This window comes from Pseudomonas fontis (genome assembly GCF_028656955.1).
Lineage (GTDB): Bacteria > Pseudomonadota > Gammaproteobacteria > Pseudomonadales > Pseudomonadaceae > Aquipseudomonas > Aquipseudomonas fontis.
In genome coordinates this window covers 1-24,218 of the sequence record NZ_JAMDGY010000059.1, presented here as the reverse complement: position 1 = coordinate 24,218, position 24,218 = coordinate 1, and the positions used below count along the sequence as shown (strand labels likewise).

General features: G+C 62.7%; 23 protein-coding genes. 19 read left to right on the top strand and 4 right to left on the bottom strand.

Features of this window, described 5'->3' with window-relative positions; all coding sequences use genetic code 11:
- Positions 1-238: 238 nt before the first annotated feature.
- The 5 genes from oscA to M5G11_RS18775 all read left to right on the top strand — a co-directional run bounded on the left by oscA (position 239) and on the right by M5G11_RS18775 (position 4,268).
- A complete protein-coding gene (gene oscA, locus M5G11_RS18795) occupies positions 239-421 on the top strand; it encodes a sulfur starvation response protein OscA (RefSeq protein WP_150633166.1) in 183 nt (60 codons plus the stop codon).
- A gap of 54 nt (positions 422-475) precedes the next feature.
- Complete coding sequence (locus M5G11_RS18790) at positions 476-1,483, top strand: sulfate ABC transporter substrate-binding protein (protein WP_273912317.1); 1,008 nt, start codon at positions 476-478, stop codon at positions 1,481-1,483.
- Between the two features lie 86 nt (positions 1,484-1,569).
- Positions 1,570-2,388 carry a sulfate ABC transporter permease subunit CysT gene (gene cysT, locus M5G11_RS18785; RefSeq protein WP_273912318.1) on the top strand — a complete coding sequence of 273 codons (819 nt, stop codon included), beginning with the start codon at positions 1,570-1,572 and terminating at the stop codon, positions 2,386-2,388.
- Between the two features lie 14 nt (positions 2,389-2,402).
- Positions 2,403-3,275: a sulfate ABC transporter permease subunit CysW gene (gene cysW / locus M5G11_RS18780; protein ID WP_273912319.1), complete on the top strand. Its 873-nt coding sequence runs from the start codon at positions 2,403-2,405 to the stop codon at positions 3,273-3,275.
- A gap of 3 nt (positions 3,276-3,278) precedes the next feature.
- Complete coding sequence (locus tag M5G11_RS18775; protein ID WP_273912320.1) at positions 3,279-4,268, top strand: sulfate/molybdate ABC transporter ATP-binding protein; 990 nt, start codon at positions 3,279-3,281, stop codon at positions 4,266-4,268.
- Positions 4,269-4,367: 99 nt separating this feature from the next.
- On the opposite strand, the gene M5G11_RS18770 is transcribed toward M5G11_RS18775, so the two are convergent.
- Positions 4,368-5,309 carry a LysR family transcriptional regulator gene (locus tag M5G11_RS18770; protein ID WP_273912321.1) on the bottom strand — a complete coding sequence of 314 codons (942 nt, stop codon included), beginning with the start codon at positions 5,307-5,309 and terminating at the stop codon, positions 4,368-4,370.
- 144 nt (positions 5,310-5,453) lie between these two features.
- Between M5G11_RS18770 and M5G11_RS18765 the strand changes: the two genes are divergently transcribed.
- From M5G11_RS18765 to M5G11_RS18735, 7 genes are all read left to right on the top strand, one after another.
- The gene (locus M5G11_RS18765; RefSeq protein ID WP_273912322.1) at positions 5,454-7,793 is read left to right on the top strand and encodes a TonB-dependent receptor; all 2,340 of its coding nucleotides are present in this window, start codon (positions 5,454-5,456) and stop codon (positions 7,791-7,793) included.
- A gap of 244 nt (positions 7,794-8,037) precedes the next feature.
- On the top strand, positions 8,038-8,835 hold the full coding sequence (locus M5G11_RS18760; protein WP_273912323.1) for an energy transducer TonB: 798 nt from the start codon (positions 8,038-8,040) through the stop codon (positions 8,833-8,835).
- A gap of 28 nt (positions 8,836-8,863) precedes the next feature.
- Positions 8,864-9,586, top strand: a complete 723-nt coding sequence (locus M5G11_RS18755; protein WP_273912324.1) for a MotA/TolQ/ExbB proton channel family protein — start codon at positions 8,864-8,866, stop codon at positions 9,584-9,586.
- A 1-nt stretch (position 9,587) separates the two neighbouring features.
- Positions 9,588-9,989, top strand: a complete 402-nt coding sequence (locus M5G11_RS18750) for an ExbD/TolR family protein (RefSeq protein WP_273912325.1) — start codon at positions 9,588-9,590, stop codon at positions 9,987-9,989.
- A 388-nt stretch (positions 9,990-10,377) separates the two neighbouring features.
- Positions 10,378-10,959, top strand: a complete 582-nt coding sequence (locus M5G11_RS18745; RefSeq protein ID WP_273912326.1) for an alpha/beta hydrolase — start codon at positions 10,378-10,380, stop codon at positions 10,957-10,959.
- A gap of 53 nt (positions 10,960-11,012) precedes the next feature.
- Complete coding sequence (locus M5G11_RS18740; RefSeq protein ID WP_273912327.1) at positions 11,013-11,963, top strand: sigma 54-interacting transcriptional regulator; 951 nt, start codon at positions 11,013-11,015, stop codon at positions 11,961-11,963.
- A gap of 172 nt (positions 11,964-12,135) precedes the next feature.
- A complete protein-coding gene (locus M5G11_RS18735; RefSeq protein WP_273912328.1) occupies positions 12,136-12,921 on the top strand; it encodes a MetQ/NlpA family ABC transporter substrate-binding protein in 786 nt (261 codons plus the stop codon).
- Here the strand turns inward: M5G11_RS18735 and M5G11_RS18730 are convergent.
- Positions 12,918-13,115, bottom strand: coding sequence for a hypothetical protein (locus M5G11_RS18730; RefSeq protein ID WP_273912330.1), 198 nt, complete (start codon positions 13,113-13,115; stop codon positions 12,918-12,920). The genes M5G11_RS18735 and M5G11_RS18730 overlap by 4 nt on opposite strands.
- A gap of 259 nt (positions 13,116-13,374) precedes the next feature.
- Between M5G11_RS18730 and M5G11_RS18725 the strand changes: the two genes are divergently transcribed.
- Genes M5G11_RS18725 through M5G11_RS18710 form a run of 4 tightly spaced genes read left to right on the top strand, consistent with a single transcriptional unit; the run spans position 13,375 to position 16,325 of the window.
- A complete protein-coding gene (locus tag M5G11_RS18725) occupies positions 13,375-14,040 on the top strand; it encodes an amino acid ABC transporter permease (RefSeq protein WP_273912339.1) in 666 nt (221 codons plus the stop codon).
- A complete protein-coding gene (locus M5G11_RS18720) occupies positions 14,021-14,680 on the top strand; it encodes an amino acid ABC transporter permease (RefSeq protein WP_273912331.1) in 660 nt (219 codons plus the stop codon). The genes M5G11_RS18725 and M5G11_RS18720 overlap by 20 nt, the downstream gene beginning before the upstream one ends.
- A complete protein-coding gene (locus M5G11_RS18715) occupies positions 14,677-15,450 on the top strand; it encodes an amino acid ABC transporter ATP-binding protein (protein ID WP_273912332.1) in 774 nt (257 codons plus the stop codon). The genes M5G11_RS18720 and M5G11_RS18715 overlap by 4 nt, the downstream gene beginning before the upstream one ends.
- The gene (locus M5G11_RS18710) at positions 15,447-16,325 is read left to right on the top strand and encodes a transporter substrate-binding domain-containing protein (RefSeq protein ID WP_273912333.1); all 879 of its coding nucleotides are present in this window, start codon (positions 15,447-15,449) and stop codon (positions 16,323-16,325) included. The genes M5G11_RS18715 and M5G11_RS18710 overlap by 4 nt, the downstream gene beginning before the upstream one ends.
- Positions 16,326-16,391: 66 nt before the next feature.
- Here M5G11_RS18710 and M5G11_RS18705 read toward each other — a convergent pair whose 3' ends face one another.
- Both M5G11_RS18705 and M5G11_RS18700 read right to left on the bottom strand, forming a co-directional pair.
- Positions 16,392-17,207 carry an RHS repeat-associated core domain-containing protein gene (locus M5G11_RS18705; protein ID WP_273912334.1) on the bottom strand — a complete coding sequence of 272 codons (816 nt, stop codon included), beginning with the start codon at positions 17,205-17,207 and terminating at the stop codon, positions 16,392-16,394.
- 428 nt (positions 17,208-17,635) lie between these two features.
- Positions 17,636-18,832, bottom strand: coding sequence for an AAA family ATPase (locus tag M5G11_RS18700; protein WP_273912335.1), 1,197 nt, complete (start codon positions 18,830-18,832; stop codon positions 17,636-17,638).
- A gap of 150 nt (positions 18,833-18,982) precedes the next feature.
- Between M5G11_RS18700 and M5G11_RS18695 the strand changes: the two genes are divergently transcribed.
- The 3 genes from M5G11_RS18695 to M5G11_RS18685 are packed head-to-tail and all read left to right on the top strand — an operon-like array spanning position 18,983 to position 24,182.
- Complete coding sequence (locus tag M5G11_RS18695) at positions 18,983-20,074, top strand: efflux RND transporter periplasmic adaptor subunit (protein WP_273912336.1); 1,092 nt, start codon at positions 18,983-18,985, stop codon at positions 20,072-20,074.
- Positions 20,071-21,138: an efflux RND transporter periplasmic adaptor subunit gene (locus M5G11_RS18690; RefSeq protein WP_273912337.1), complete on the top strand. Its 1,068-nt coding sequence runs from the start codon at positions 20,071-20,073 to the stop codon at positions 21,136-21,138. The genes M5G11_RS18695 and M5G11_RS18690 overlap by 4 nt, the downstream gene beginning before the upstream one ends.
- Positions 21,135-24,182, top strand: coding sequence for an efflux RND transporter permease subunit (locus M5G11_RS18685; protein WP_273912338.1), 3,048 nt, complete (start codon positions 21,135-21,137; stop codon positions 24,180-24,182). Before M5G11_RS18690 ends, M5G11_RS18685 begins: the two co-directional genes overlap by 4 nt.
- Positions 24,183-24,218 lie beyond the last annotated feature (36 nt).

The following is a 24,218-nucleotide window of genomic DNA, read 5'->3' as shown; positions in this document are numbered from 1 at the left end:
CTGGAGTCCGCAAGGGCTCCTCGAATCGACGCCTGGGTTGCAGGCGAGCGCAGCCTGACGGCAGCGGCGACAAATCACAATCCGGCAGCCCTCCTTCGATTTGATATTTTGGTTATATAAAAATTCTTAAATAGTATTTTTAAGAATATTCGCGTCTCTCTAAGATTGCCCCATCGCCAGGCGCAGTCGCTCCCGAAATCGCAACTGCACGGCACTCTCTTCTCACAGGAGCACGAGCATGAGCGCATCTCTGCGTAGCGTTGACGGACAGGATGAAGCCACGATTCTGCGCGAAATCCAGAGCGCCCTGCGCGACCTGCGGTTTGGTGCGGTGGAAATCACCGTGCACAACGCCCAGGTCGTACAGATCGAACGCAAGGAAAAGTTCCGCCTGCAGAATCCCAGCAGCAAGCCCAGCTGAAGTAGTGCCCCACGCGCCAACCTAATTAGAAAAATGCCAATAGGGAGCTTCACCATGTCCATCCGCCGTTATGCCCTGGCTGCACTCGCCAGCGCCGTATTTGCCGGTTCCGCCATCGCCAAGGACTACGAGCTGCTCAACGTATCCTACGATCCGACCCGCGAGCTGTATCAGCAGTACAACGCCGAGTTCATCAAGCACTGGCAACAGGCGCACCCGGACGACAAGGTGAAGATCCAGCAATCCCACGGTGGCTCGGGCAAGCAGGGCCGTGCGGTTATCGACGGCCTGCGCGCCGACGTGGTGGCCCTGGCCCTGGCCGGCGACATCGACGAGATCGCCAAGCTCGGCAAGACCCTCCCGGACAACTGGCAAACCCGCCTGCCGGACGCCAGCACCCCATACACCTCGACCATCGTGTTCCTGGTACGCAAGGGCAACCCCAAAGGCATCAAGGACTGGGGCGACCTGGTCAAGCAAGACGTGTCGGTGATCACCCCCAACCCGAAAACCTCCGGCGGCGCCCGCTGGAACTTCCTCGCTGCCTGGGCCTACGGCCTGAAAGCCGGCGGCAGTGAAGCCAAGGCCCAGGCATACGTGAAGTCGCTGTACCAACACGTACCGGTGCTCGACACCGGTGCCCGTGGCTCGACCATCACCTTCGTCAACAACGGCCAGGGCGACGTGTTGCTGGCCTGGGAAAACGAAGCCTTCCTGGCCCTCAAGGAAGACGGTGGCACCGACAAGTTCGAGATCATCGTGCCGTCGCTGTCGATCCTCGCCGAGCCGCCAGTGGCGGTAGTCGACAAGAACGCCGAGAAGAAGGGCAACGAGCAGATCGCCGAGGCCTACCTCAAGCACCTGTACAGCCCGGCCGGGCAGAAAATTGCGGCAGAAAATTTCTACCGTCCACGTGACACCAAGGTCGCCGCCGAATACGCCAAACAGTTCCCGAAACTGGACCTGGTGACTATCGACAAAGACTTCGGTGGCTGGAAGACTGCGCAGCCGAAGTTCTTCAACGATGGTGGTGTGTTCGACCAGATCTACACGGCGCACTGAGTTTGCGCGCCCGTAGCAACGCCGTTCAGTAGCCAGCATGGGCCCGGGATTCGTCCCGGGCTTCGTGCGTTCAACCAGGGACCTTTATGTCACGTCGTACTTCCCCCGTCATACCCGGCTTCGGGCTGACGCTGGGCTACACCTTGGTGTACCTCAGCCTGATTGTGCTCATACCGCTGGGGGCCATGTTCGTGCATGCCGCCCAGCTCACCTGGGAGCAGTTCTGGGCCATCGTCAGCGCACCCCGTGTGCTCGCGGCGCTCCAGCTCAGCTTCAGCACGGCGTTCTACGCCGCCATCATCAACGGCATCATCGGCACCCTGCTGGCCTGGGTCCTGGTGCGCTACACCTTCCCGGGGCGCAAGATCATCGACGCGATGATCGACCTGCCGTTCGCCCTGCCCACCGCCGTTGCCGGTATCGCCCTGACGGCGCTGTATGCGCCGGCCGGGCTGGTCGGCCAGTTCGCCACCGAGCTCGGTTTCAAGATCGCCTACACGCCACTGGGGATCACCCTGGCGCTGACCTTCGTGACCTTGCCGTTCGTGGTGCGCACGGTGCAGCCGGTGCTTGCCGACATCCCGCGTGAGGTCGAGGAAGCGGCGGCCTGCCTGGGTGCCAAGCCGTTGCAGGTGTTCCGCCATGTGCTGATGCCGGCGTTGCTGCCGGCCTGGCTGACCGGCTTTGCCCTGGCGTTCGCGCGGGGCGTGGGCGAGTACGGCTCGGTGATCTTCATTGCCGGCAACATGCCGATGAAGACCGAGATCCTGCCGCTGCTGATCATGGTCAAGCTGGACCAATACGACTACACCGGCGCCACGGCCATCGGCGTGATGATGCTGGTGGTTTCCTTCATCCTGCTGCTGCTGATCAACCTGTTGCAGCGGCGCATCGAAACCCCTTGAAGGAGGCCACAGCCATGTCTGCATCGTCTTTGGGCGCGGCCGCTTCGGCCAATGCCGCCCGCCGTGGCAGCGCGATTTCGCGGCGTGTACTGATTGGCCTGTGCTGGCTGATCTTTGCCGTGTTCCTGCTGCTGCCGTTGTTCATCGTGGTGTCCCAGGGCCTGAAAATGGGCCTGGGCACCTTCTTCGAAGCGATCTTCGAGCCCGACGCCTTGTCGGCCCTGAAGCTGACCCTGCTGGCCGTGGCCATTTCGGTGCCGCTGAACCTGGTGTTCGGTGTGTGCGCGGCGTGGTGCGTGAGCAAGTACAGCTTCCGTGGCAAGAGCATCCTGGTGACCCTGATCGACCTGCCGTTCTCGGTCTCGCCGGTGATTGCCGGCTTGGTCTACGTGCTGATGTTCGGCGCGCAGGGGTTCTTCGGGCCTTGGTTGCAGGACCACGACATCCAGATCGTCTTCGCCTTGCCGGGCATCGTCCTGGCGACGATCTTCGTCACCGTGCCGTTCGTGGCCCGTGAACTGATCCCGCTGATGCAGGAGCAGGGCACCCAGGAAGAGGAGGCCGCGCGCCTGCTCGGGGCCAACGGCTGGCAGATGTTCTGGCACGTGACCCTGCCCAACATCAAGTGGGGCCTGATCTATGGCGTGGTGCTGTGTACGGCGCGGGCCATGGGCGAGTTCGGTGCGGTGTCGGTGGTCTCGGGGCATATTCGCGGGGTGACCAACACCTTGCCGCTGCATGTCGAGATCCTCTACAACGAATACAACCATGTCGCGGCGTTTGCCGTGGCCAGCCTGTTGCTGATCCTGGCGCTCTTCATCCTGCTGCTCAAGCAGTGGAGCGAGTCTCGCATTAACCGTCTGCGCCATAGCGCAGCGGAGGAATAATTCATGTCGATCGAAGTTCGTAATGTCAGCAAGCGCTTCAACGCTTTCCAGGCTCTGGACAGCATCAACCTGGATATCCACAGCGGCGAACTGGTGGCACTGCTGGGCCCGTCCGGCTGTGGCAAGACCACCCTGCTGCGGATCATCGCCGGGCTGGAAACCCCGGACAACGGCAGCATCGTGTTCCATGGCGAGGATGTCTCGGGGCATGACGTGCGTGATCGCAACGTCGGTTTCGTGTTCCAGCACTACGCGTTGTTCCGCCACATGAGCGTGTTCGACAACGTCGCTTTCGGTTTGCGCATGAAGCCCAAGGGTGAGCGGCCGAGTGAGAGCAAGATCGCCGAAAAGGTCCATGAGCTGCTGAACATGGTGCAGCTGGACTGGCTGTCTGACCGTTACCCGGAGCAGCTCTCCGGTGGTCAACGCCAGCGTATTGCCCTGGCGCGCGCGCTGGCGGTGGAGCCCAAGGTGCTGCTGCTGGACGAGCCGTTCGGCGCGCTGGATGCCAAGGTGCGCAAGGAGCTGCGTCGCTGGCTGGCGCGCCTGCACGAGGACATCAACCTGACCTCGGTGTTCGTCACCCATGACCAGGAAGAGGCCATGGAAGTGGCGGATCGGATCGTGGTGATGAACAAGGGCGTGATCGAGCAGATCGGCTCGCCGGGCGAGGTGTACGAGAACCCGGCCAGTGACTTTGTGTATCACTTCCTGGGTGACTCGAACCGCCTGCATGTGAGCGAGGACCATCACGTGCTGTTCCGCCCGCATGAGGTGTCGCTGTCGCGGCATGAGGTGGATGGTCACCATGCGGCCGAGGTGCGTGATATCCGGCCGCTGGGGGCGACTACCCGGGTGACCTTGAAGGTGGAAGGGCAGAGCGAGTTGATCGAGGCCGAAGTGGTCAAGGACCATGACAGCCTGACCGGGCTGGCGCGGGGCGAGACGCTGTTCTTCAAACCCAAGGTTTGGCAGAAGATCGGTAATCTCTGATGCCTTTCGGGCCTCATCGCCGGCAAGGCCGGCTCCCACAGTAGTCCATGCACTACATGACCCTGTGGGAGCCGGCCTTGCCGGCGATAGGGCCCGATATCACACCGCCAACCCCTCCAGGCCACACACATCCATCGCCTGATCCGTACTCACGATCTGCTCGATCATCGCCTCCGCCAGCGGTGACAGGCGCAAGCGTGCGCGGCTGACAATCCCGTAGCGGGTATACAGCTCTTCGCACTCCTCCCCCAGCCCTTCGACACTCAGCCTGACCAGGCCGCCCGCTGCCGTGTGCAGGGCATCGCTGTTGGCCGTGCAGATGCCGATGGCATCCGAACTCAACACCACCCCCAACAGGCTGTAGCCGTTCTCGCACTCCACATTGGCGGTAAAGTCCGGCTGCCCGCTGAGGTCGCCGATCACCTTGCGCAGGTTGGGCGGGCGCAACGTCGCCGCCAACGGATACTGCAGCAACTCCTGCGCGCTGACCCTGCCACGCCCCGCCAGCGGATGCCCAGCCCGGCAACAGAAATACCAGCGCCGCGAACGCAGCCGCAGCGTCTGGTACTCCGGGTCGGCCTCGAAATGGCGGGTGTCGGCGACGAAAAACTCGAACTCTTCAGCCAGCAGCCGCTTGTTCAAGCGCTGCCAGTCATCGACCTGAAACTGCACCCGCGCCCGCGGGTATTTGCCGATAAACCCGCCAATCGCCCGTGGCACCAATCCCGCCGCTGGCGCCGGCCCGCAACCGAAGCGCAGCTCGCCGGCTTCCAGCCCGTTGAACTGGCTGATCTCGTTGCTCAGCTGGCGCGCGCCGCCCACCAGTCGGCGGGCATGTTCGAGCACCACCAGGCCTTGTTTGGTCGGCGCCAGCTCCTTGCTGGCGCGGTCCACCAGCTGACACCCGGCGCTGTGCTCCAGCGCCTGGATGCTGCGGCTGAACGCGGACTGCGAAAGGCTCACCGCGTTCGCCGCAGCGACAAAACTGCGGTGCTCGGCAAGGGCGATCAAGTGGCGAAGTTGGCGCAGATCGATATGCATTTTTCACATCAAAAGTATCGGGCAAATGCATTTGCTCTGCCTCGGCTGCAATCCTTATAAAGGCTATCTCTTATGCAGTAAACATATGTGAAATCATAAATAAATAACTTTAAGGAATATCAATTCCTTGATCAGGAGCCGTCCATGAGCCTGTCTGCCAGCGTTGCCCCCTTGTCCTCCCGACGGCTCCAGCGTCTGCCCATGGCCTTGCTGCTGGCCGGCAGCGCGCATTGGCTGCCGGCCCAGGCCGCCGACCTGGAACCCCCGCAAGCCAAGGCCGATGGCCAGCTCAAGACCGTCACGGTGACCGCGCGCCGCCGCGAGGAAAGCGCGCAGAACGTACCCACGCCAATGAGCGTGCTCGACGGCCAGGCCCTGGAAACCCAGCGCATCTACCGCATCCAGGACCTGCAACAGCTGGTGCCCAGCGTCAACGTCGCCTTCATGCATGCACGCCAGTCCAGCGTGTCGATTCGCGGCCTGGGCAACAACCCGGCCAGCGATGGCCTGGAAGGCAGCGTGGGGTTGTACCTGGACAACGTCTATCTGGGTCGCCCGGGCATGGCCGTGTTCGACCTGATGGACATCGAGCAGCTCGAAGTGCTGCGCGGCCCGCAGGGCACCCTGTTCGGCAAGAACACCACGGCCGGGGTGATCAACATCAGCACCCGCGCGCCAAGCTTCACTCCCGAGCGCAGCATCGAAACCTCGGTCGGCGAGGACGGCTACTTCCAGACCAAGGGCACGCTCAGCGGGCCGCTCAGCGAAACCCTGGCCGGGCGCATCTCGGCCTACCGCACGCGCAACGACGGCGACGTGAAAAACGAGTACGACGGCAATACCCTCAACGGCGGTGCGCGCCAAGGTTTTCGCGGGCAGCTGCTGTACAAGCCGAGCGAGCAGTTCAACCTGCGCTGGATCGGCGACTACAACGAGGAAGACTCAAGCTCCGGCACCCGCGTGCTGTTCAGCACCGGGCCGACCATCAATGGCGTCAACCGCTACGAAGCCCGCGCGGCGACAGCCGGGGCGACCCTGGTCGATGGCGACAAGCGCAAGGTCAACCTGGACAGTGACCAGCACGTCACGGTGTTCCAGGGCGGCACGTCGCTGGAGGCCAACTGGACCCTGCCCAGCGACTTCACCTTGACCTCGGTGAGCAGCTATCGCTGGTGGGATTTCACCCCGCGCAACGATGACGGCCTGAACGTGCCGGCGGCCTACAACGCCGGGGTGTCGGTGCGCGACAAACAGTACTCGCAGGAATTTCGCCTGGCCTCGCCCACCGGTGGCTTCTTCGACTATGTGCTCGGCGCCTATTACTTCGGCTCGGACCTGGACAACCAGTCGTTCACCGCTTACGGCCCGCAGGCCGATGTGTGGAACGGCACGCCGGCCGGTGCGCTGGCCAACGTCAGCACGCTCGGCAAGGGCCATATCAAGACCAACAGCTTCGCCCTGTTTGCCCAGGGCACCTGGCACCTGACCGAGCGCCTGGACTTCACCGCCGGGGTGCGTGGCACCTATGAAGAGAAAAGCGCCTGGGTCAATCGCGCCGCACCCGTGGGCGGGGCGGCGGTGGCCGGCGCGGCTGCGGCGGTGCGCCAGGGGCGGGTCGGCGCCTATGAGTCGGGCGACCTCAACCAGTACAGCACCAGCCCTTCGGGTTTGCTCAACCTGAGCTATCGCTTCAGTGACGAGTTGCTCGGCTACGGCACGCTGTCCCATGGCGAGAAATCCGGCGGGGTGAACCTGGCGGTCGGCACGGCGCCGGTGGCCGGGGCCGACTCGCTGCTGATCGGCACCGAGCGCGCCAACAACGCCGAGCTGGGCGTGAAGAGCACGCTCTGGGACCGCCGCCTGCAAGTCAATGCCAACCTGTTCTGGACCGAAGTGCACGGCTACCAGACCAACGCCTACGACGACGCCAACCGCGTGCAGTACCTCACCAACGCCGGCTCCGTGCGCTCACGCGGGGTGGAATTCGAAAGCACGCTGGTGCCGCTGCGCGGGCTGACGTTGAACCTCAATGGCTCCTACAACGACGTGCGCTACCTCGCCTACAAGGACGCCCCGTGCGCGCCGGAAGTGGCCCTGCAAGCGGGTGCCCCGGCCTCCTGCGACCTCACCGGGCACCAGGTGGTCGGCGCCTCGAAATGGATCGGCAACGCCAACGGCCAGTACCAGTGGGACCTGGACAATGGCTTGCAGCCCTACGTCACCGCCAGCTACGCATTCCGCTCCAAGGCGGTGGGCACGGTGGAGGACTCGGACTACGCGCAGATCCCCAGCTACGCCGTGGTCAACCTGTCCACAGGCCTGCGCGGTGACTTCGGCGAAGGCCAGTGGGATGTCTCGCTGTGGCTGAAGAACGCCTTCGACAAAACTTACTACACCACGCTCTGGACTGCGGCCAACGGCGGCTATGAGGGCGTGCTCGGGACCCCGCGCACCCTCGGGGTGACCGGTCGCTACGACTTCTGAAACGGCGTTTTCCCATGCCTTCGCCGAATACTTTCGATGCCGGCAGGGCATGGCGAAAACCCGCAGGCGCGGCATGCCTTGATTGGCGCGGGCTGGCGGGATTCAGTAGTTTTTCATATTCAATAAAGTTCTATTCATAACTTTAAAGATTACTTTAAGAAATAAGCGTCTCGCGTCGATCATTCAGCCCAATGAAGGCCGTTGCCGCCTTCGATGGAATGCACCAATCCCCAGGAGTTGAGCAATGGGTAATGTCCAGACCGCCGCCAGTACCCTCGATGTGCTGTGGCGCCAGGCGCCGGCTGGCGAGCTGGTCGATCTCGGTCGGCCGCACCGCCTGCCCTTGGCGCAGCAACGCCTGCAACGTGCGCCGCGCAGTGCCCTGCGGCGCCGCGAGAAGGTCTTGCTGGGGGTGTTCGCGCTGGTCCTGCATGGCGCGGTGGCCTATTGGGTCAGCCAGGCACCGACCCCGGTGTTGCCGGTGGTGCCGCCAGAAGTCCCGTCGATGACCATCGAGTTTTCCCAGCCGGCGCCGCCAGTGGTGCAGCCGCCACCGCCTGCCCCGGCGCCGCCGGTTGTCGAGCCGCCGCCCCCGGTGGTGGACGAGCTGGCGGCAAAACCTGCGCCCAAGCCCGTCCCGAAACCCAAGCCAAAGCCGGTGCCGAAACCTGAATTGAAGCCTACGCCCAAGCCGGCCGAGGCGCCTGCGCCGCAACCGCAGGCAGCCCCTGCGCCCCCGGCGCCGCCTGCCCCGGCACCGGTAACGCCGGCGTCGGCCAACGCGGCCTACCTGAAGAACCCGGCGCCGGAATACCCGTCGCTGGCCCAGCGTCGCGGCTGGGAGGGCACGGTGCTGTTGCGGGTGCATGTGTTGGCCAGCGGCAAGCCGGGCGAGATCCAGATCCAGAACAGCAGCGGCCGTCAGCAGTTGGACGACGCGGCATTGGCGGCAGTGAAGCGCTGGAGCTTCGTGCCGGCCAAGCAAGGCGAGGTGGCCCAGGATGGCTGGGTCAGCGTGCCGATCGATTTCAAGATTCGTTAATTCTTCGCGCTAAGAGAGAGCACTCGACATGACTGTATTGGCATCCCCCCTCGAATCCATCGAAAGCGCGGTGATCTGGCTGCTGGTGGTGTTTTCCGTCGCAACCTGGGGCCTGGCCCTGATCAAGGGCGTGCAGTTCGCCCGCTTGAAGAACCAGGACAAGCGTTTCCACAAACACTTCTGGGCGGCCTCGAGCCTTGATGCCGCCGCCGAACTCAGCGAGTCGCAACCTGGCGCGGCAGCGCGGGTGGCCCAGGCCGGCTATGCCGCCATTGCAGTCGGTGAGCCGGGGCAGGCTTCGGATTTGAGCCAGGCGATCAATCATCAGGACCGCCTCGAACGCGCCCTGCGCCAGCAGATCGTGCGCGAACGGCGCTCGCTGGAAACCGGGTTGGCGGTGGTGGCGAGTATCGGCAGCACCTCGCCGTTCATCGGCCTGTTCGGTACGGTCTGGGGCATCATGGAAGCCCTCAAGGGCATCAGCGCGGCTGGCTCGGCGAGCCTGGAAACCGTGGCCGGGCCGATTGGTGCGGCGCTGGTGGCCACTGGCGTGGGGATCGCGGTCGCGGTGCCGGCGGTGCTGGTTTACAACTACTTCCTGCGCCGCTTGAAGCTGACTGCGGCAGACCTGGATGACTTTGCCCATGACTTCTACAGCCTGGCGCAGAAGAGTGCCTTCCGTGTGCTGGTGCACCCGGCGCTGCACAAGGCGGCAGCGGTCAGTGGCCAGCCCGTGAAGGAGGCGTCCTGATATGGCGTTCTCGACCCAGGACAATGACGAGGTACTCAGTGAGATCAACGTGACGCCGCTGGTGGACGTGATGCTGGTGTTGCTGGTGGTGTTCATCGTGACGGCGCCGTTGTTGACCAACGCGATCCCGATCAACTTGCCCAAGACCGAGGCGGTGGCGCCGGTGGAGCAGAAGGACCCGCTGGTGGTGAGCATCGATGGTGCCGGCAAGGTGTTCATCAACAAGGACGAGATCCAGCCGGAGTTGCTGGAGATCAACTTGCAGACGGCCAAGGCCAAGGACCCGGAGTTGCGCGTGCAGTTGCAGGCTGATGACGGGGTGAATTACGGCGAGGTGGCACGGGCCATGGCATCGATTGAGCGGGCCGGGATTACCAAGTTGTCGGTGATCACGGCGCGTTGAGACTCGGTAGGATTTCAGGGGCCGGACCTTGGCAGGGGCGGTCCCTTTTTTTATTTTCGACGCCGCTCTCCTGTTGCCGCTTTTGGGAGCCCTCGCGGGCTCCAGCGCAGCCTGTCGGCAGCGGCTACAAAAACTGTGCAAGAGGGGCTCTTGATCGAGTAAACGTAGCCGCTGCCGTGAGGCTGCGCTCGCCTGCATGGCAGGCGCCGCTTTTGGGAGCCCTCACGGGCTCCAGCGCAGCCTGTCGGCAGCGGCTACAAAAACTGTGCAAGGCAGTTGCTCCCTTAGAATATGTTAAATGGTTATTAATAAATAGCTTCTTATTCCTTTACGAATATAACCCTCGCCCTATACTTCGCCTCAAGCACGCAAACCTGGAGGCGTCCCCATGCGCAACGAATCAATCCGCTACCTGATTGTGCCGGGCTGGCAAGGATCGCCAGACGACCACTGGCAAAGCCACTGGCAGAACAGCCTGCCCAACAGCGCCCGGGTCGAACAACTCGACTGGCTCACCCCGCGCCGTGAAGACTGGGTGGCCAGCCTCGACCAGGCCATCAGCGCCGAAGAATCCCCGGTGATCCTCATCGCCCACAGCCTGGGCTGCATCACCGTCGCCCACTGGGCCGCCCACGCCAGCGTGGCCAAGCTGCGCCAGGTGCGCGGTGCGCTGCTGGTCGCCCCAGCCGATGTCGAGCGGCCGAACTGCAACCCGGCCCTGCGCAATTTCGCGCCGATCCCGCAGTACCTGCTGCCATTCCCCAGCCAGATCGTCGCCTCCGACAACGACCCGGCCGTCAGCGCCCCGCGCGCAATGCACCTGGCCCGCGCCTGGGGGGCCGAAGCGGGGATCCTCGGCGGTGCCGGGCATATCAACGTGAAGTCCGGCCACCACCGCTGGGAGCAGGGCTTCGCCTACCTGTACCGCCTGCAGAACCGCCTGGAACAGCACGCCCTTCGCCGCGCCTGAACAAGACGCCGCCAGCAACGCCCCGACCCTGAGTTGTGGGGCGGGAGTATTCAATGAGCCTTCACGACACCTTCGGCCAGCCCCTGCTGACCTTTCCGGAACTCGACAAGAGCCCGCTGAGCATCCGCGCCAAGGCGCTGGTGTTTGTCGACCCGCGTTCACGCCAGTTGCGTGCCGACCTGGAGCGCCTGGCACCGCTGGCATTGCCCGTGCTGATTCGCGGCGAGACCGGCACCGGCAAGGAATTGCTGGCGCGGCAGATCCACCGCGCCAGTGATCGCGGCGGGCTGTTCGTCTCGGTCAACTGCGCCGCGATCAGCCCGACCTACGCCGACGCCGAACTGTTCGGCTACAGCGCCGGGGCCCACAGCGGCACCGCCAGCAGCCGCGCCGGATGGTTCGGCTCGGCCAATGGCGGCACGCTGTACCTCGACGAAATTGCCGACCTGCCGCTGCCGATCCAGATCAAGCTGCTGGCGGCCCTGGAGAACCGCGAAGTCACCCGCGTGGGCGCGCAGCAGCCGAACCCGGTGGACGTGCGCCTGGTCGCCGCCTCCAGCATCGAGCTGGCCCAGGCGGTGGCCGCCGGCAAATTCCACCCGCGTCTCTACGACTACCTTCACGAAGGGCAATTGGAGCTGCCGGCCTTGCGCGAGCGAATCGGCGACATCCTGCCGCTGGCCGAATACTTCATCGGCATCTACAGCCCACGCCTGAACCTGGCGTTGCCGCCATTGCTGACCGACGCCGCGCAGCACGCCCTGGAGCGCCACAGCTGGCCGGGCAATACCCGGGAGCTGGAGAACGTCATTCACTTTGCCCTGCTGGTGAGCAGCGGCGAGGAGATCCTGGAGCAGCACCTGAACCTGCCGCAAACCTTGGCGCCCCTAGCCGCGCTGGAGCAACAGCTCGACGCGTTGCTGCGCGGCAGCCACAGCGAGCGCGAAGGGCTGAAAGCCTTGCTGGACAAGGCGGCGTTGCGCCTTACGCAATTGGCTGGCTAGCGCCTTGCGTAGGGCGCAATGCCTGCTAATACAAAAAGATATAAGCAGCTAAATAAAAGATATTGTTCAGGAATAAAAAATCTCGATATTGTCCGTTTCACGCCGGCCAACCAGGCCCCGGCACCTCCTCTTCGCCATCCGCTGATGGCCGTGTTTCGAATAAGGAAAGCGCATGAAAAAGGCTCTGTTGTTCTCTGCATTGGCCACCGCTCTGACGGTTGCCGGCTTCGCCCAGGCGGGTGAAAAGCTGGTGGTTGCGGCCACCCCGGTTCCGCACGCCGAGATCCTCGAGCTGATCAAGCCAACCCTGGCCAAGGAAGGTGTGGACCTGGAGATCAAGGTCTTCACCGACTACGTGCAGCCCAACGTGCAGGTCGACCAGAAGCGTCTGGATGCCAACTACTTCCAGACCCTGCCGTACCTGAAGAGCTTCAACGAAGGCAAGGGCACCCACCTGGAAACCGTGATCGGTGTACACGTTGAACCCTTCGGCGGCTACTCGAAGAAGATCAAGAGCCTGAGCGAGCTGAAAGACGGCGCCACCGTGGCCATCCCCAACGAAGGCAGCAACAGTGGCCGCGCACTGATCCTCCTGCAAAAAGCCGGTCTGATCACCCTGAAAGACCCGAAAAACGCCCTGGCAACCCCGAAAGACATCGCCGAGAACCCGAAGAACCTGAAGTTCAAGGAGCTTGAGTCGGCCATGCTGGCCCGCGTGCTGGACCAGGTTGACCTCGACATGATCAACACCAACTACGCCCTGGAAGCCGGCCTGAACCCAGCCAAGGACGCCCTGGTCATCGAAGGCAGCGACTCGCCGTACGTGAACTTCCTGGTGGCCCGCCCGGACAACAAGGACAGCCCGGCCATGCAGAAACTGGCCAAGGCCCTGACCAGCCCACAAGTGAAGGCCTTCATCGAGAAGAAATACAGCGGTGCCGTACTGCCGGCGTTCTAAGCCGCCCGCGCCACGCCTGCTGAACACAAAACGCCGACGCCGGTTACCCGGGTCGGCGTTTTTGCATCTGGAATTCTGGCCTGGCTGTTGAGCGCACGGCGCAGGGCGGTGAGCCACTTGAGCGGCTCATTGGCGTCGAGCAGAGGGGTTGGGCTGTTCATCGTTTTATCGTCCTTGTTGGTTTGATGGGCCATGCAGGCCTGTGGCGACAGCGCTTTGAACGTGGATCCAAAGGAAAGATCCCGAGGTCTCGAAGGTTTTTTTCGGTTAGCTGTTTGGGTGATATCAATATGCAATAAAGGTATTTAATTAAAAGTTTTTATACCTTTAGAGTCTTACCCGGCGTGCTTACCGGCACATCGAAACTTCGTGATTACCCCGCCCGTTACCCTCGGGCAGGTCCTGGATGACCGTCATGCCTGCACTTCACCGTTTGTTGTCGAGGCCCACTCCATGAGCTTCGACGTCGCTTTTATCCTTAGCACATTGCCGGCGTTTCTCAAGGCGGTCGGGGTGACCTTGCAGGTCGGCCTGATCGCCATTGCCACCTCGTTGCTGGTGGCCGTGCTCAACGCCGCGATCCTGGTGTACCGCACGCCGTACCTGCAACGCCTGGTGAAGCTCTACGTGGAGCTGGCGCGCAACACCCCGCTGCTGATCCAGCTGTTCTTCGTGTATTTCGCCCTGCCGACCCTTGGCCTGAAGATTTCCGGCTTCGCTGCCGCGATCATCACCCTGACGTTTCTCGGCGGCGCCTACCTCACTGAAGTGCTGCGCGCAGGTGTCGAGGCCGTGCCGGTCGCCCAGCTTGAGTCGGGGCGCTCCATCGGCCTGTCGGAAGGCCAACTGCTGCGCCATGTGATCCTGCCGCAGGCCGGCATCCTCAGCCTGCCATCGCTGTTCGCCAACTTCATTTTCCTGCTCAAGGAGACCACCGTGGTCTCGGCGGTGGCGGTGCCGGAGCTGCTCTACACCACCAAGAGCTACATCGCCCTGTACTACAAGACCTACGAAATGCTCGCGGTGCTGACACTGATTTGCGTGCTGCTTTTCCTGCCGCTTTCGCTGCTGCTCAGCCGCCTGGAACGGAGGCTGCAACATGGCCAGTTCGGGTCTTGAGTTGCTGCTGGTGTCCTTGCCGCAATTGGCCAAGGGCGCCGGGCAGACTTTGGCGATTTCAGCGCTGAGCATCGTCTTCAGTACCCTTGGCGGTGTGCTGTATGGGGTGTTGGCGACGCTTGGCCAGCGCGGTGTGAACCTCGCCTTGCGGGTCTACCTGGAGCTGTTCCGGGCGATCCCGGTGCTGGTCTGGTTGTACCTGCTGTTTTTCGGCCTGCCGATCTTTTTTGGCCTGAGCCTGCCGAGCTTCTGGTGTGCGGTGCTGGTGCTGTCGCTATGGGGCGCCAGCGAGGTTGGTGAAGTGGTGCGTGGTGCCCTGCATTCTTTGCCGCGCGGGCAGCGTGAGGCGGGGTTGTCGATTGGCCTGTCCGGGGCGCAGCTGTATGGCTACGTGCTGTTGCCGCAGGCGCTAAAGCGCATGACCCCGCCCACCATCAACCTCTACACGCGGATCATCAAGACCAGCTCGCTGGCGGTGCTGATCGGCGTGGTCGATGTGATCAAGGTGGGCCAGCAGATCATCGAGCGCACCTATGAGTCGGTGCTGATCTACGGCGCGCTGTTCCTGTTCTTCTTCTTTATTTGCTACCCGCTTTCGGCTGCCTCGCGCGCGCTGGAACGACGCTGGACGCACGCATGAATGCATTGATCGAGTTCAAGGGCTTCAACAAGTTTTTCGGCGAGCACCAGGTGCTCAAGGACATCGACCTGTCGGTGCGTGCCGGCGAGGTGGTGGTGATCCTCGGCCCCAGCGGCTGCGGCAAGAGCACCTTGCTGCGCTGCCTGAATGGCCTGGAAAGCGCCCACAGCGGCCAGTTGCGCCTGCAGGGGCGCGAGTTGCTGGACAAGGCCACCGACTGGCGCGAAGTGCGCCAGCAGGTCGGCATGGTGTTCCAGAGTTATCACCTGTTCGGCCACATGAACGTGATCGAGAACCTGCTGCTCGGCCCGCTGAAAGTGCAAAAGCGCGAACGCCGCGAAGCCCAGGCCCAGGCCGAAGCCTTGCTGGCGCGGGTGGGCCTGCTGGACAAGCGCGACGCTTACCCGCGTCAGCTGTCCGGTGGCCAGCAGCAGCGCATCGCGATTGTTCGTTCGTTGTGCATGAACCCGCAGGTGATGCTGTTCGACGAGGTCACCGCAGCGCTTGACCCGGAAATGGTCAAGGAAGTGCTACAGGTGATCCAGGGCCTGGCCCGCGACGGCATGACGCTGTTGATCGTGACCCATGAAATGGCCTTCGCTCGTGCGGTGGCCGACCGCATCGTGTTCATGGAGGCCGGCAGGATCCTTGAACAAAGCCCCCCCGAGAGCTTCTTTACGAACCCGCAGACCGCACGCGCGCAGCAGTTCCTGGAGAAATTCTCCTACGTAGAAAACCTGCCCGAGAAACTCATCAAGGAACTGTCATGAAGACTGCGATTACCTCGAAACTGCTGTTGTCCGTGTTGGGCCTGGCCTTGCTGGCCGGTTGCAACAAGGCTGAAGAACCGGGCAAGCCTGCCGCCAATGGCGCGGCCCCGGCCACCAGCTACCTGGAAACCATCAAGGCGCGGGACAAGCTGATAGTCGGCGTGTTTACCGACAAGCCGCCGTTCGGCTACGTCGATGAAACCGGGCGTTACGTGGGCTTTGATACCGACATTGGCCGGGCGTTGGCCAAGTCGTTGCTGGGTGATGAAAACAAGGTCGAATTCGTTGCCGTAGAGCCTGCCAGCCGGATTCCGTTCCTGCAGAGCGACAAGGTCGACCTGATCCTGGCGAACATGACCGTGACCCCGGAGCGCAGGGAAGCGGTGGAGTTCACCAACCCCAACCTGCGGGTTGCGGTGCAGGCGCTGGTGGCCGATGGCAGCAGCGTGCAGAAGCTCGATGACCTGGCGGGCAAGACCACCATCGTCACTACCGGCACCACGGCGGATATCTGGCTGACCAAGCACCACCCGGACTGGAAACTGCTGAAGTTCGAGAAGAACTCCGAGTCGTTGCAGGCGCTGGCCAATGGGCGTGGCGATGCCTATGCGCAGGACAACCTGATTTTGTTCAGCTGGTCGAAGCAGAACCCTGGGTACCGGGTACTGGCAGAGAAGCTCGGCGATGAAGCGCCGATTGCGCCGGCGGTGAAGAAGGGCAATATCGAATTGCGTGACTGGGTGAATACGGAACTGGCGCGCCTGGGTGAGCAGAAGTATTTGCTGAAACTGTATGACCAGTATGTGCGCAAGGAACTGAGCGATGACACCAAGCCGGAGAGTGTGATTGTGGAAGGGGGTAAGTGGCAGGGTTAGGGCGGTACATCATGCTGAACGCCATCGCCGGTTTTACTGGCGATAGCGTTCATGTGTGTGTTGGGCTTAATAGGTAGTTCGAATGTTATTGTTTATAACGTCTATGGCTCGATTGAATTGTATTGAGTTGACTTCGTTAGGGTAGTTCAAGCTTCTTGTCGGGCCACTGGCACGCGGGATGCTAGCGCCAGGACCCAGGTCGAATTTATATTCAATTATTGGTTGCGTATACAGGTTGCCGGTCTCGCCATTGTTATGGTTTATGGGGTTTTCAACGCGTGACTTTTTCGCGCTGATTTTTCCTTCCGTTAACTGCGCGCCACGCTTTTTCCCAAGCGGCGTATTCGAGATGTTTTTAACTCCAGTTCTCGCAGTCCACTGATGCGTGCTTGCAATCGGCATGGCTGTATCGGATATTGCTCCAACGGGTGCTAGGACGAGGTTCCCCCGTTTAATTTCATGCTCTAGAAACTCAACTAACTTTGGCTTCTCAAAAATAGCTTTTACGATTTTCTCTATGAGGCTGGGACTATGCCCCGTAGGGTCGCTGAAGTTTATAGGGTCGCCCTTGCAATAGGCGTAACTGTTCAGGCCACCCGCTGCAAAGGGGCTCAGGTTGTCCGGGCTATGAAAGCGCATCAGCACGGGGTTGTAGACGCGATAATTGCCGAGCAGGTAATGGCCGGTGATGGGGTCTGGCTGTTCACCATTAAAGCCCAGGCAGGCCAGCGGGCCATGGACTTCGTCAGACTGACCATAGGCCGTGTAGACGCGCGAAGTACTGCCTGAATCGTCAACGCCATGCAGCACTGAGCGCTGTTGGTTGCAGGTGATCAACATACGTTGGTTGTTACGTTCATCACGCTCCAGTACGGCAAGCAACTGGTTGCCTTACTGGAATATCGAGCGTTGCCGGTGGCCTTGAACTTCAGTCGCTAGGTACGTTTGCTGGTGGAAGCGCAAGATGGGCTCCTGCGCTGTCGGTGTGGAACTACTCAATTGATCGAGTGCATCGTAGCGGTACTGGCACAGACTTTTCATCGTGATCTCCAGGCCTCAGTACAGTGCGTTGGGGCAGGTGGTTTAGGGTCGAACCACGCTAAACCGGCTGGTGGAGAGGCGCTACTGGCAGAAATATCAGGTGGTGGAGGTTGGGGCGGTAGTGCTGCGTTGGACTCATCGCCGGCAAGGCCGGCTCCCACAAGGTTCTGTAGCACCCCCAATCCTGTAATCCCCCCCTCGAATCCTGTGGTAACCCGGGCTCTGTGGGAGCCGGCCTTGCCGGCGATGGGCCGCATAGCGGCCCCGACTTACTCCGGCCAATGCCAGGCCGGGGTATCCAGCAAGCCTTGCCCCTGCACCTGGGTTTGCCCCAGGTGTTTCTCCAGCACGATCGAATTGCACCGCGCATCCTGCTCCAACGCCGCAATCAAGCGCCGGGCATGCGACACCACCCACACCTGGCACTGCTCCGTGGCCCGGATGATCAACCGCGCCAAGGCCGGCAGCAGGTCGGGATGCAAACTGGTCTCCGGCTCGTTCAGCACCATCATGGTCGGCGGCCTTGGCGTCAGCAGCGCCGCCACCAGCAATAAATAGCGCAAGGTGCCGTCCGACAGCTCAGCAGCCGACAACGGCCGCAGCAACCCCTCCTGATAGAACTTCACCGCAAACAACCCACCCGGCACCGCATCAATCTCCAGCCGCGCCCCGGGAAAGGCATCGCTGATGGTCGCATGCAGCGCGTCTTGATCGCCCACCTCGATAATGGTCTGCAGCGCCGCCGCCAGGTCCCGGCCATCGTGGTGCAGCACCGGCGTGCGCGTGCCCAGCTGCGGCCGACGCGCCGGCGCCTGGGCGTCGGTACGGAAGTGATCATAAAACCGCCAACCGCGAATCTGTTCGCGCAGGTGCAGCACCTCGGGAGAGGAGCGCAGATTGCCCACCTGATCAAACAAACTGTCGCCGCTGGAGGTGTGCTGCGACAACACCTCCCACTGGCGCCCCTCGCGGGCCCGGACCATCGGCCCCTGGCGATCCACCAACAGGCTGGCCGGCCGATACGCCGCCCCCGCCCAGATGCACTCGCGCTTGATCAACGGGTCCAGGGTAAAGCGTGACGCAATCGGTGTGCTCTGCCCCGGCAGCATGTAATGCCCACTCGAATCCGGCAGCCCCAGGCCAATCGAGTAACCGAAGTCTTCCCCGGCAAAACCCAGTTGCAAGCGTTTGGCACCCTTGCGCGGGCCGCCCTGCACGGCGACCTCACCTTGGCGCATGCGCCGGGTGATCTGCTCCGGCCCGGCCCAGAAAGTCGACTCCAGCCCGCCTTCGCCGGCCAGCGCATTGACCACCCCGCCGCGGGCCGTCTCTGCCAGCAGGCGCAGGGCCTTGTACAGGTTCGATTTGCCGCTGCCGTTGGGCCCGGTGATCAGGTTCAGGCGCTGCAACGGCAGCACCAGCTGGTTGATCGAGCGGTAGTTGGCGACGGCCAGGGTAGTCAGCATCACGGCATCCGTGCAGCAAGAGGAAAGGCCCCCAGTATCACTGGTTTACGTGCGCTCAAGGAATTTCATCCGAGGCAAGCGGGCGGTCAAAGCCTGATCTACGCTAACACTCGCATCTACTATTCGAACTGGCCTGTGCAAGGAGCCTGCATGACGGCGTTGCGTGCAAACCTGATCATTGGCCTGGGCTTGTTGCTCACGCTGAGCGGTTGCGGAGAAAAGAAAGCCGTTGAGGCCATTCACCCCAGGGTCGTCGTACAAAAAGTCGAGACCAGCGATTTCGGGGCATCGGTTACCCTCACCGGCGACGTCCAGGCGCGTGTGCAGACCGACCTGTCGTTCCGCGTTGGCGGCAAGATCATCTCGCGCAGCGTTGACGTCGGCGACCACGTCACGGCCAAGCAGGTGCTGGCCAAGCTCGACCCCAAGGATCTGCAAACCAACGTCGACTCGGCCAAGGCTGAGGTCTTCGCCGAGCAGGCGCGGGTCACCCAGACCGCTGCCGCCTTTGTCCGCCAGCAGAAGCTGCTGCCCAAGGGCTACACCAGCCAGAGCGAATACGATTCCGCCGAAGCCAACCTGCGCAGTAGCCAGAGCGCGCTCAAGGCGGCCCAGGCGCAGTTGGCCAATGCCCAGGAACAACTCAGCTACACCTCGCTGGTGGCTGACGCTGCCGGGGTGATTACCGCCCGCCAGGCCGAAGTCGGCCAGGTGGTGCAAGCCACGGTGCCGATCTTCAGCCTGGCCGTGGACGGCGACCGTGATGCCGTCTTCAACGTCTATGAGTCGCTGCTGGTAGCCCCACCGAAAGAGACCGGGATCACCGTCAGCCTTGTGGATAACCCGAAAATCCAGGCCCAGGGCCATGTGCGTGAAGTCACCCCGACGGTGTCGGCGCAAAGCGGCACGGTGCAGGTCAAGGTGGCCCTGAGCAATGTCCCGGCGGGCATGGAGCTGGGTTCGGTAGTCAGTGCCACGGCCAACAGCCAGGGCAAGCCGAGCATTGAGCTGCCCTGGTCAGCCCTGACCAAGGACCTGCACGACCCAGCCGTCTGGGTGGTGGGTGCGGACAACAAGGTCGAGCTGCAAAAGGTCAAGGTGGTGCGCTACCTCACTGGCAAGATCGTGGTGGGGGATGGCTTGCAGGGCGGGCAGTCGGTGGTGGTGGTCGGTGGCCAACTGCTGCACCCGGGGATGCAGGTTGAAGCGCTGAGTGCCCAAGACAGCGGGGTGGCGCAATGAGGCTGTTGATGATGGTGCCCGCCTGCCTGTTGCTGGCGGCCTGCGGCAAGGAAGAAGCCGCGCCGGACCCGGTGCGCCCGGTCTTGACGGTGATCGTGCAGCCGCAGGATGTGCAGCGCCTGGGGCGCTTTGCCGGTTCGATCCAGGCGCGCTTTGAAAGCACCTTGGGCTTTCGTGTCGCCGGGCGCATTGCCCGGCGTTGGGTGGATGTCGGCGCGCAGGTGAAGCCGGACGATATTCTCGCCAGCCTCGACCCCACCGACCAGCGCAACCAGGTGCGTGCCGCCGAAGGCGACCTGGCCAAGGTCCAGGCGCTGTGGATCAACGCCCAGGCCGATGCCCGTCGCCAGCAGGCGCTGTATGACCGGGGTGTCGGTGCCCAGGCGCAACTGGACGTCGCCCAGACCAACCTGAAAACTACCTCGGCAACCCTCGAACAGGCCAAGGCCGCACTGCGCCAGGCCAAGGACCAGCTCGGCTACAGCGAGTTGCGCAGCGACCACGCGGCGGTTGTCACCGCCTGGCAGGCGGAAGCTGGGCAGACCGTCACCGCCGGCCAATCGGTGGTGACCCTGGCCCGCCCGGACATCAAGGAAGCGGTGATCGACCTGCCGATCAACCTGGCCGAACAACTGAGCAGCGGCCTGGAGTTCCTGGTGGCCTCCCAGCTCGACCCGAGCATTACAGCCAAGGCGAGCCTGCGCGAGATCGAACCGCAGGCCGACGCGGCCACCCGGACCCGGCGTGCCCGGCTGACCTTGGCGCAGACCCCGGATGCCTTCCATCTGGGCACGGCGATCAGCGTCACCCTGAGCTCTTCGGTGTCGCCGCGCAGCGAGCTGCCGGCCTCGGCCCTGCTCGACAAGGACGGCAAGCCGAGTGTCTGGGTGGTCGATCCGCAGCAGAAAACCGTGTCGATGCGTGAAGTGAAACTGCTGGATCGGGACGCCGCCACGGTGACCCTGGCGTCTGGCGTGCAGGCAGGTGAGCGGGTGGTCACCGCAGGTGTGAACAGTCTCAAACCGGGACAGAAGGTAATCGTCGATGAGGACAGCGCACCATGAAAGGAAGTTTCAACCTGTCCGAATGGGCGCTGCGACACCAGTCATTCGTGTGGTACCTGATGTTCGTTTCCCTGCTGATGGGGGTGTTCTCCTACATCAACCTGGGGCGTGAGGAAGACCCCTCGTTCACCATCAAGACCATGGTGATCCAGACCCGCTGGCCGGGCGCGACCCAGGACGAAACGCTCTACCAGATCACCGACCGCATCGAGAAAAAGCTCGAGGAGCTGGACTCGCTCGACTACGTGAAAAGCTACACCCGGCCCGGAGAATCGACGGTTTACGTGAACCTGCGCGACACCACCAAGGCCGCAGACATTCCCGAAATCTGGTACCAGGTGCGCAAGAAGATCCAGGACATTCGCGGGCAATTCCCGGCGGGTATTCAGGGCCCGGCGTTCAACGATGAATTCGGTGACGTGTTCGGCTCGATCTATGCGTTCACCGCCGACGGGCTGACCTTGCGCCAGTTGCGCGACTACGTCGAACAGGCGCGTGCGGAAATCCACGATGTGCCGAACCTGGGCAAGGTTGAGCTGATCGGCACCCAGGATGAAGTGCTCTACCTGAACTTCTCGACCCGCAAGCTGGCCGCCCTGGGGATTGACCAGCGGCAGGTGGTGCAGGCCTTGCAGGCACAGAACGCGGTGACCCCGGCGGGGATTATCGAGGCGGGGCCGGAGCGCATATCGGTGCGCACCACCGGCCAGTTCGCGTCGGAAAAAGACCTGGAAGCGGTCAACCTGAAGCTCAATGACCGCTTCTATCGCCTGGCGGATATCGCCGAGATCAGTCGTGGTTATGTCGACCCGCCCACCGTGGAGTTTCGCTACAACGGCCAGACCGCCATCGGCCTGGCCGTGGGCATGAAGGCTGGTGGCAATATCCAGGTGTTTGGCGAGTTGCTGGCCAAGCGCATGCAGGAGGTGGTGCGGGACTTGCCGGTAGGCGTTGGCGTGCACACCGTGTCGGACCAGGCGGTGGTGGTCGAGGAAGCCGTAGGCGGCTTTACCAGCGCGTTGTTCGAGGCGGTGGTGATCGTGCTGGTGGTGAGCTTCATCAGCCTTGGCGTGCGCGCCGGGCTGGTGGTGGCCTGCTCGATCCCGCTGGTGCTGGCGATGGTCTTCGTGTTCATGGAGTACAGCGGCATCACCATGCAGCGGATCTCGCTCGGGGCCTTGATCATCGCCCTGGGGCTGTTGGTGGATGACGCGATGATCACCGTGGAGGTGATGGTCACACGGCTGGAGATGGGCGAGACCAAGGAGCAGGCGGCAACCTTTGCCTATACCTCCACGGCCTTCCCGATGCTGACCGGCACCCTGGTGACCGTGGCCGGCTTCGTGCCGATCGGCTTGAACGCCAGTTCGGCGGGTGAGTACACCTACACGCTGTTTGCGGTGATCGCCGCAGCGCTGATCGTGTCGTGGGTGGTCGCGGTGCTGTTCGCCCCGGTACTCGGCGTGCATATCCTCAGTGCCAACGTGAAGCCGCACAGCCATGAGCCTGGGCGTGTCGGCAAGCTGTTCGAGAATGGCTTGCTGTGGAGCATGCGCAACCGCTGGCTGACGATCATCGGGACGGTGCTGATTTTCGCGCTGTCGTTGTTCTGCATGCGCTTTGTGCAGAACCAGTTCTTCCCGTCTTCGGACCGGCCGGAGATCCTGGTGGACCTGAACCTGCCGCAGAACGCCTCGATCGAGGAGACGCGCAAGGCGGTCGACCGGCTGGAAGCGACGTTCAAGGGTGACCCGGACATCGTGCGCTGGAGCACCTACATCGGCCAGGGCGCGATCCGTTTCTACCTGCCACTGGACCAGCAATTGCAAAACCCGTATTACGCGCAATTGGTGATCGTCAGCAAGGGCTTCAAGGAGCGCCAGGGCCTGATGGATCGCTTGCAGAAACGTTTGCATGAGGACTTCGTCGGCATCGGCACCAACGTGCAGTCGCTGGAGATGGGCCCGCCGGTTGGGCGGCCGATCCAGTACCGGGTCAGTGGCAAGGACATCGACCAGGTGCGCAAGCATGCCATCGACCTGGCGACCCTGCTCGACAGCAACGCGCACATTGGCGAGATGATTTACGACTGGAACGAGCCGGGCAAGGTGCTGCGCATCGACATTGCCCAGGACAAGGCGCGGCAGTTGGGGTTGTCTTCGGAAGACGTGGCCAATGTGATGAACAGCATTGTCAGCGGCTCGCCGATTACCCAGGTGCACGACAACATCTACCTGATCAACGTGGTGGCGCGGGCTGAGGACAGCGAGCGCAACTCACCGCAGACCTTGCAGAATTTGCAGATCGTCACGCCGAGCGGCACCTCGATTCCGTTGCTGGCCTTTGCCACGGTGCGTTATGAACTTGAGCAGCCGCTGGTATGGCGGCGTGACCGCAAGCCGACGATCACCATCAAGGCCTCGGTGCGTGACGAGATCCAGCCGACGGACCTGGTGGCGCAGCTCAAGCCGCAGATCGACGAGTTCGCCAGCAAGTTGCCGGTGGGTTACGAGGTGCAGACGGGCGGTACGGTGGAGGAGAGCGGCAAGGCCCAGGGGCCGATTGCCAAGGTGGTGCCGTTGATGCTGTTCCTGATGGCGACCTTCCTGATGATCCAGTTGCACAGTGTGCAGAAGCTGTTCCTGGTGGTGAGCGTGGCGCCGTTGGGGTTGATTGGCGTGGTGATCGCGTTGGTGCCGACGGGGACGCCGATGGGCTTTGTGGCGATCCTTGGGATATTGGCGTTGATCGGTATCATCATCCGCAACTCGGTGATTCTGGTGACCCAGATTGACGAGTATGAGGCGCAGGGTTATACGCCGTGGGATGCGGTGCTGGAGGCGACCAACCATCGGCGGCGGCCGATTTTGCTGACGGCGGCGGCGGCGAGTTTGGGGATGATCCCGATTGCCCGGGAAGTGTTCTGGGGGCCGATGGCCTACGCGATGATCGGCGGGATCATTGTGGCGACGCTGCTGACCTTGCTGTTCCTGCCGGCGCTGTATGTGGCCTGGTACAAGGTGCGTGAGCCGCAAAAACAATAAATGGTGGCGCGCTCCGCTGCCCATCGCCGGCAAGGC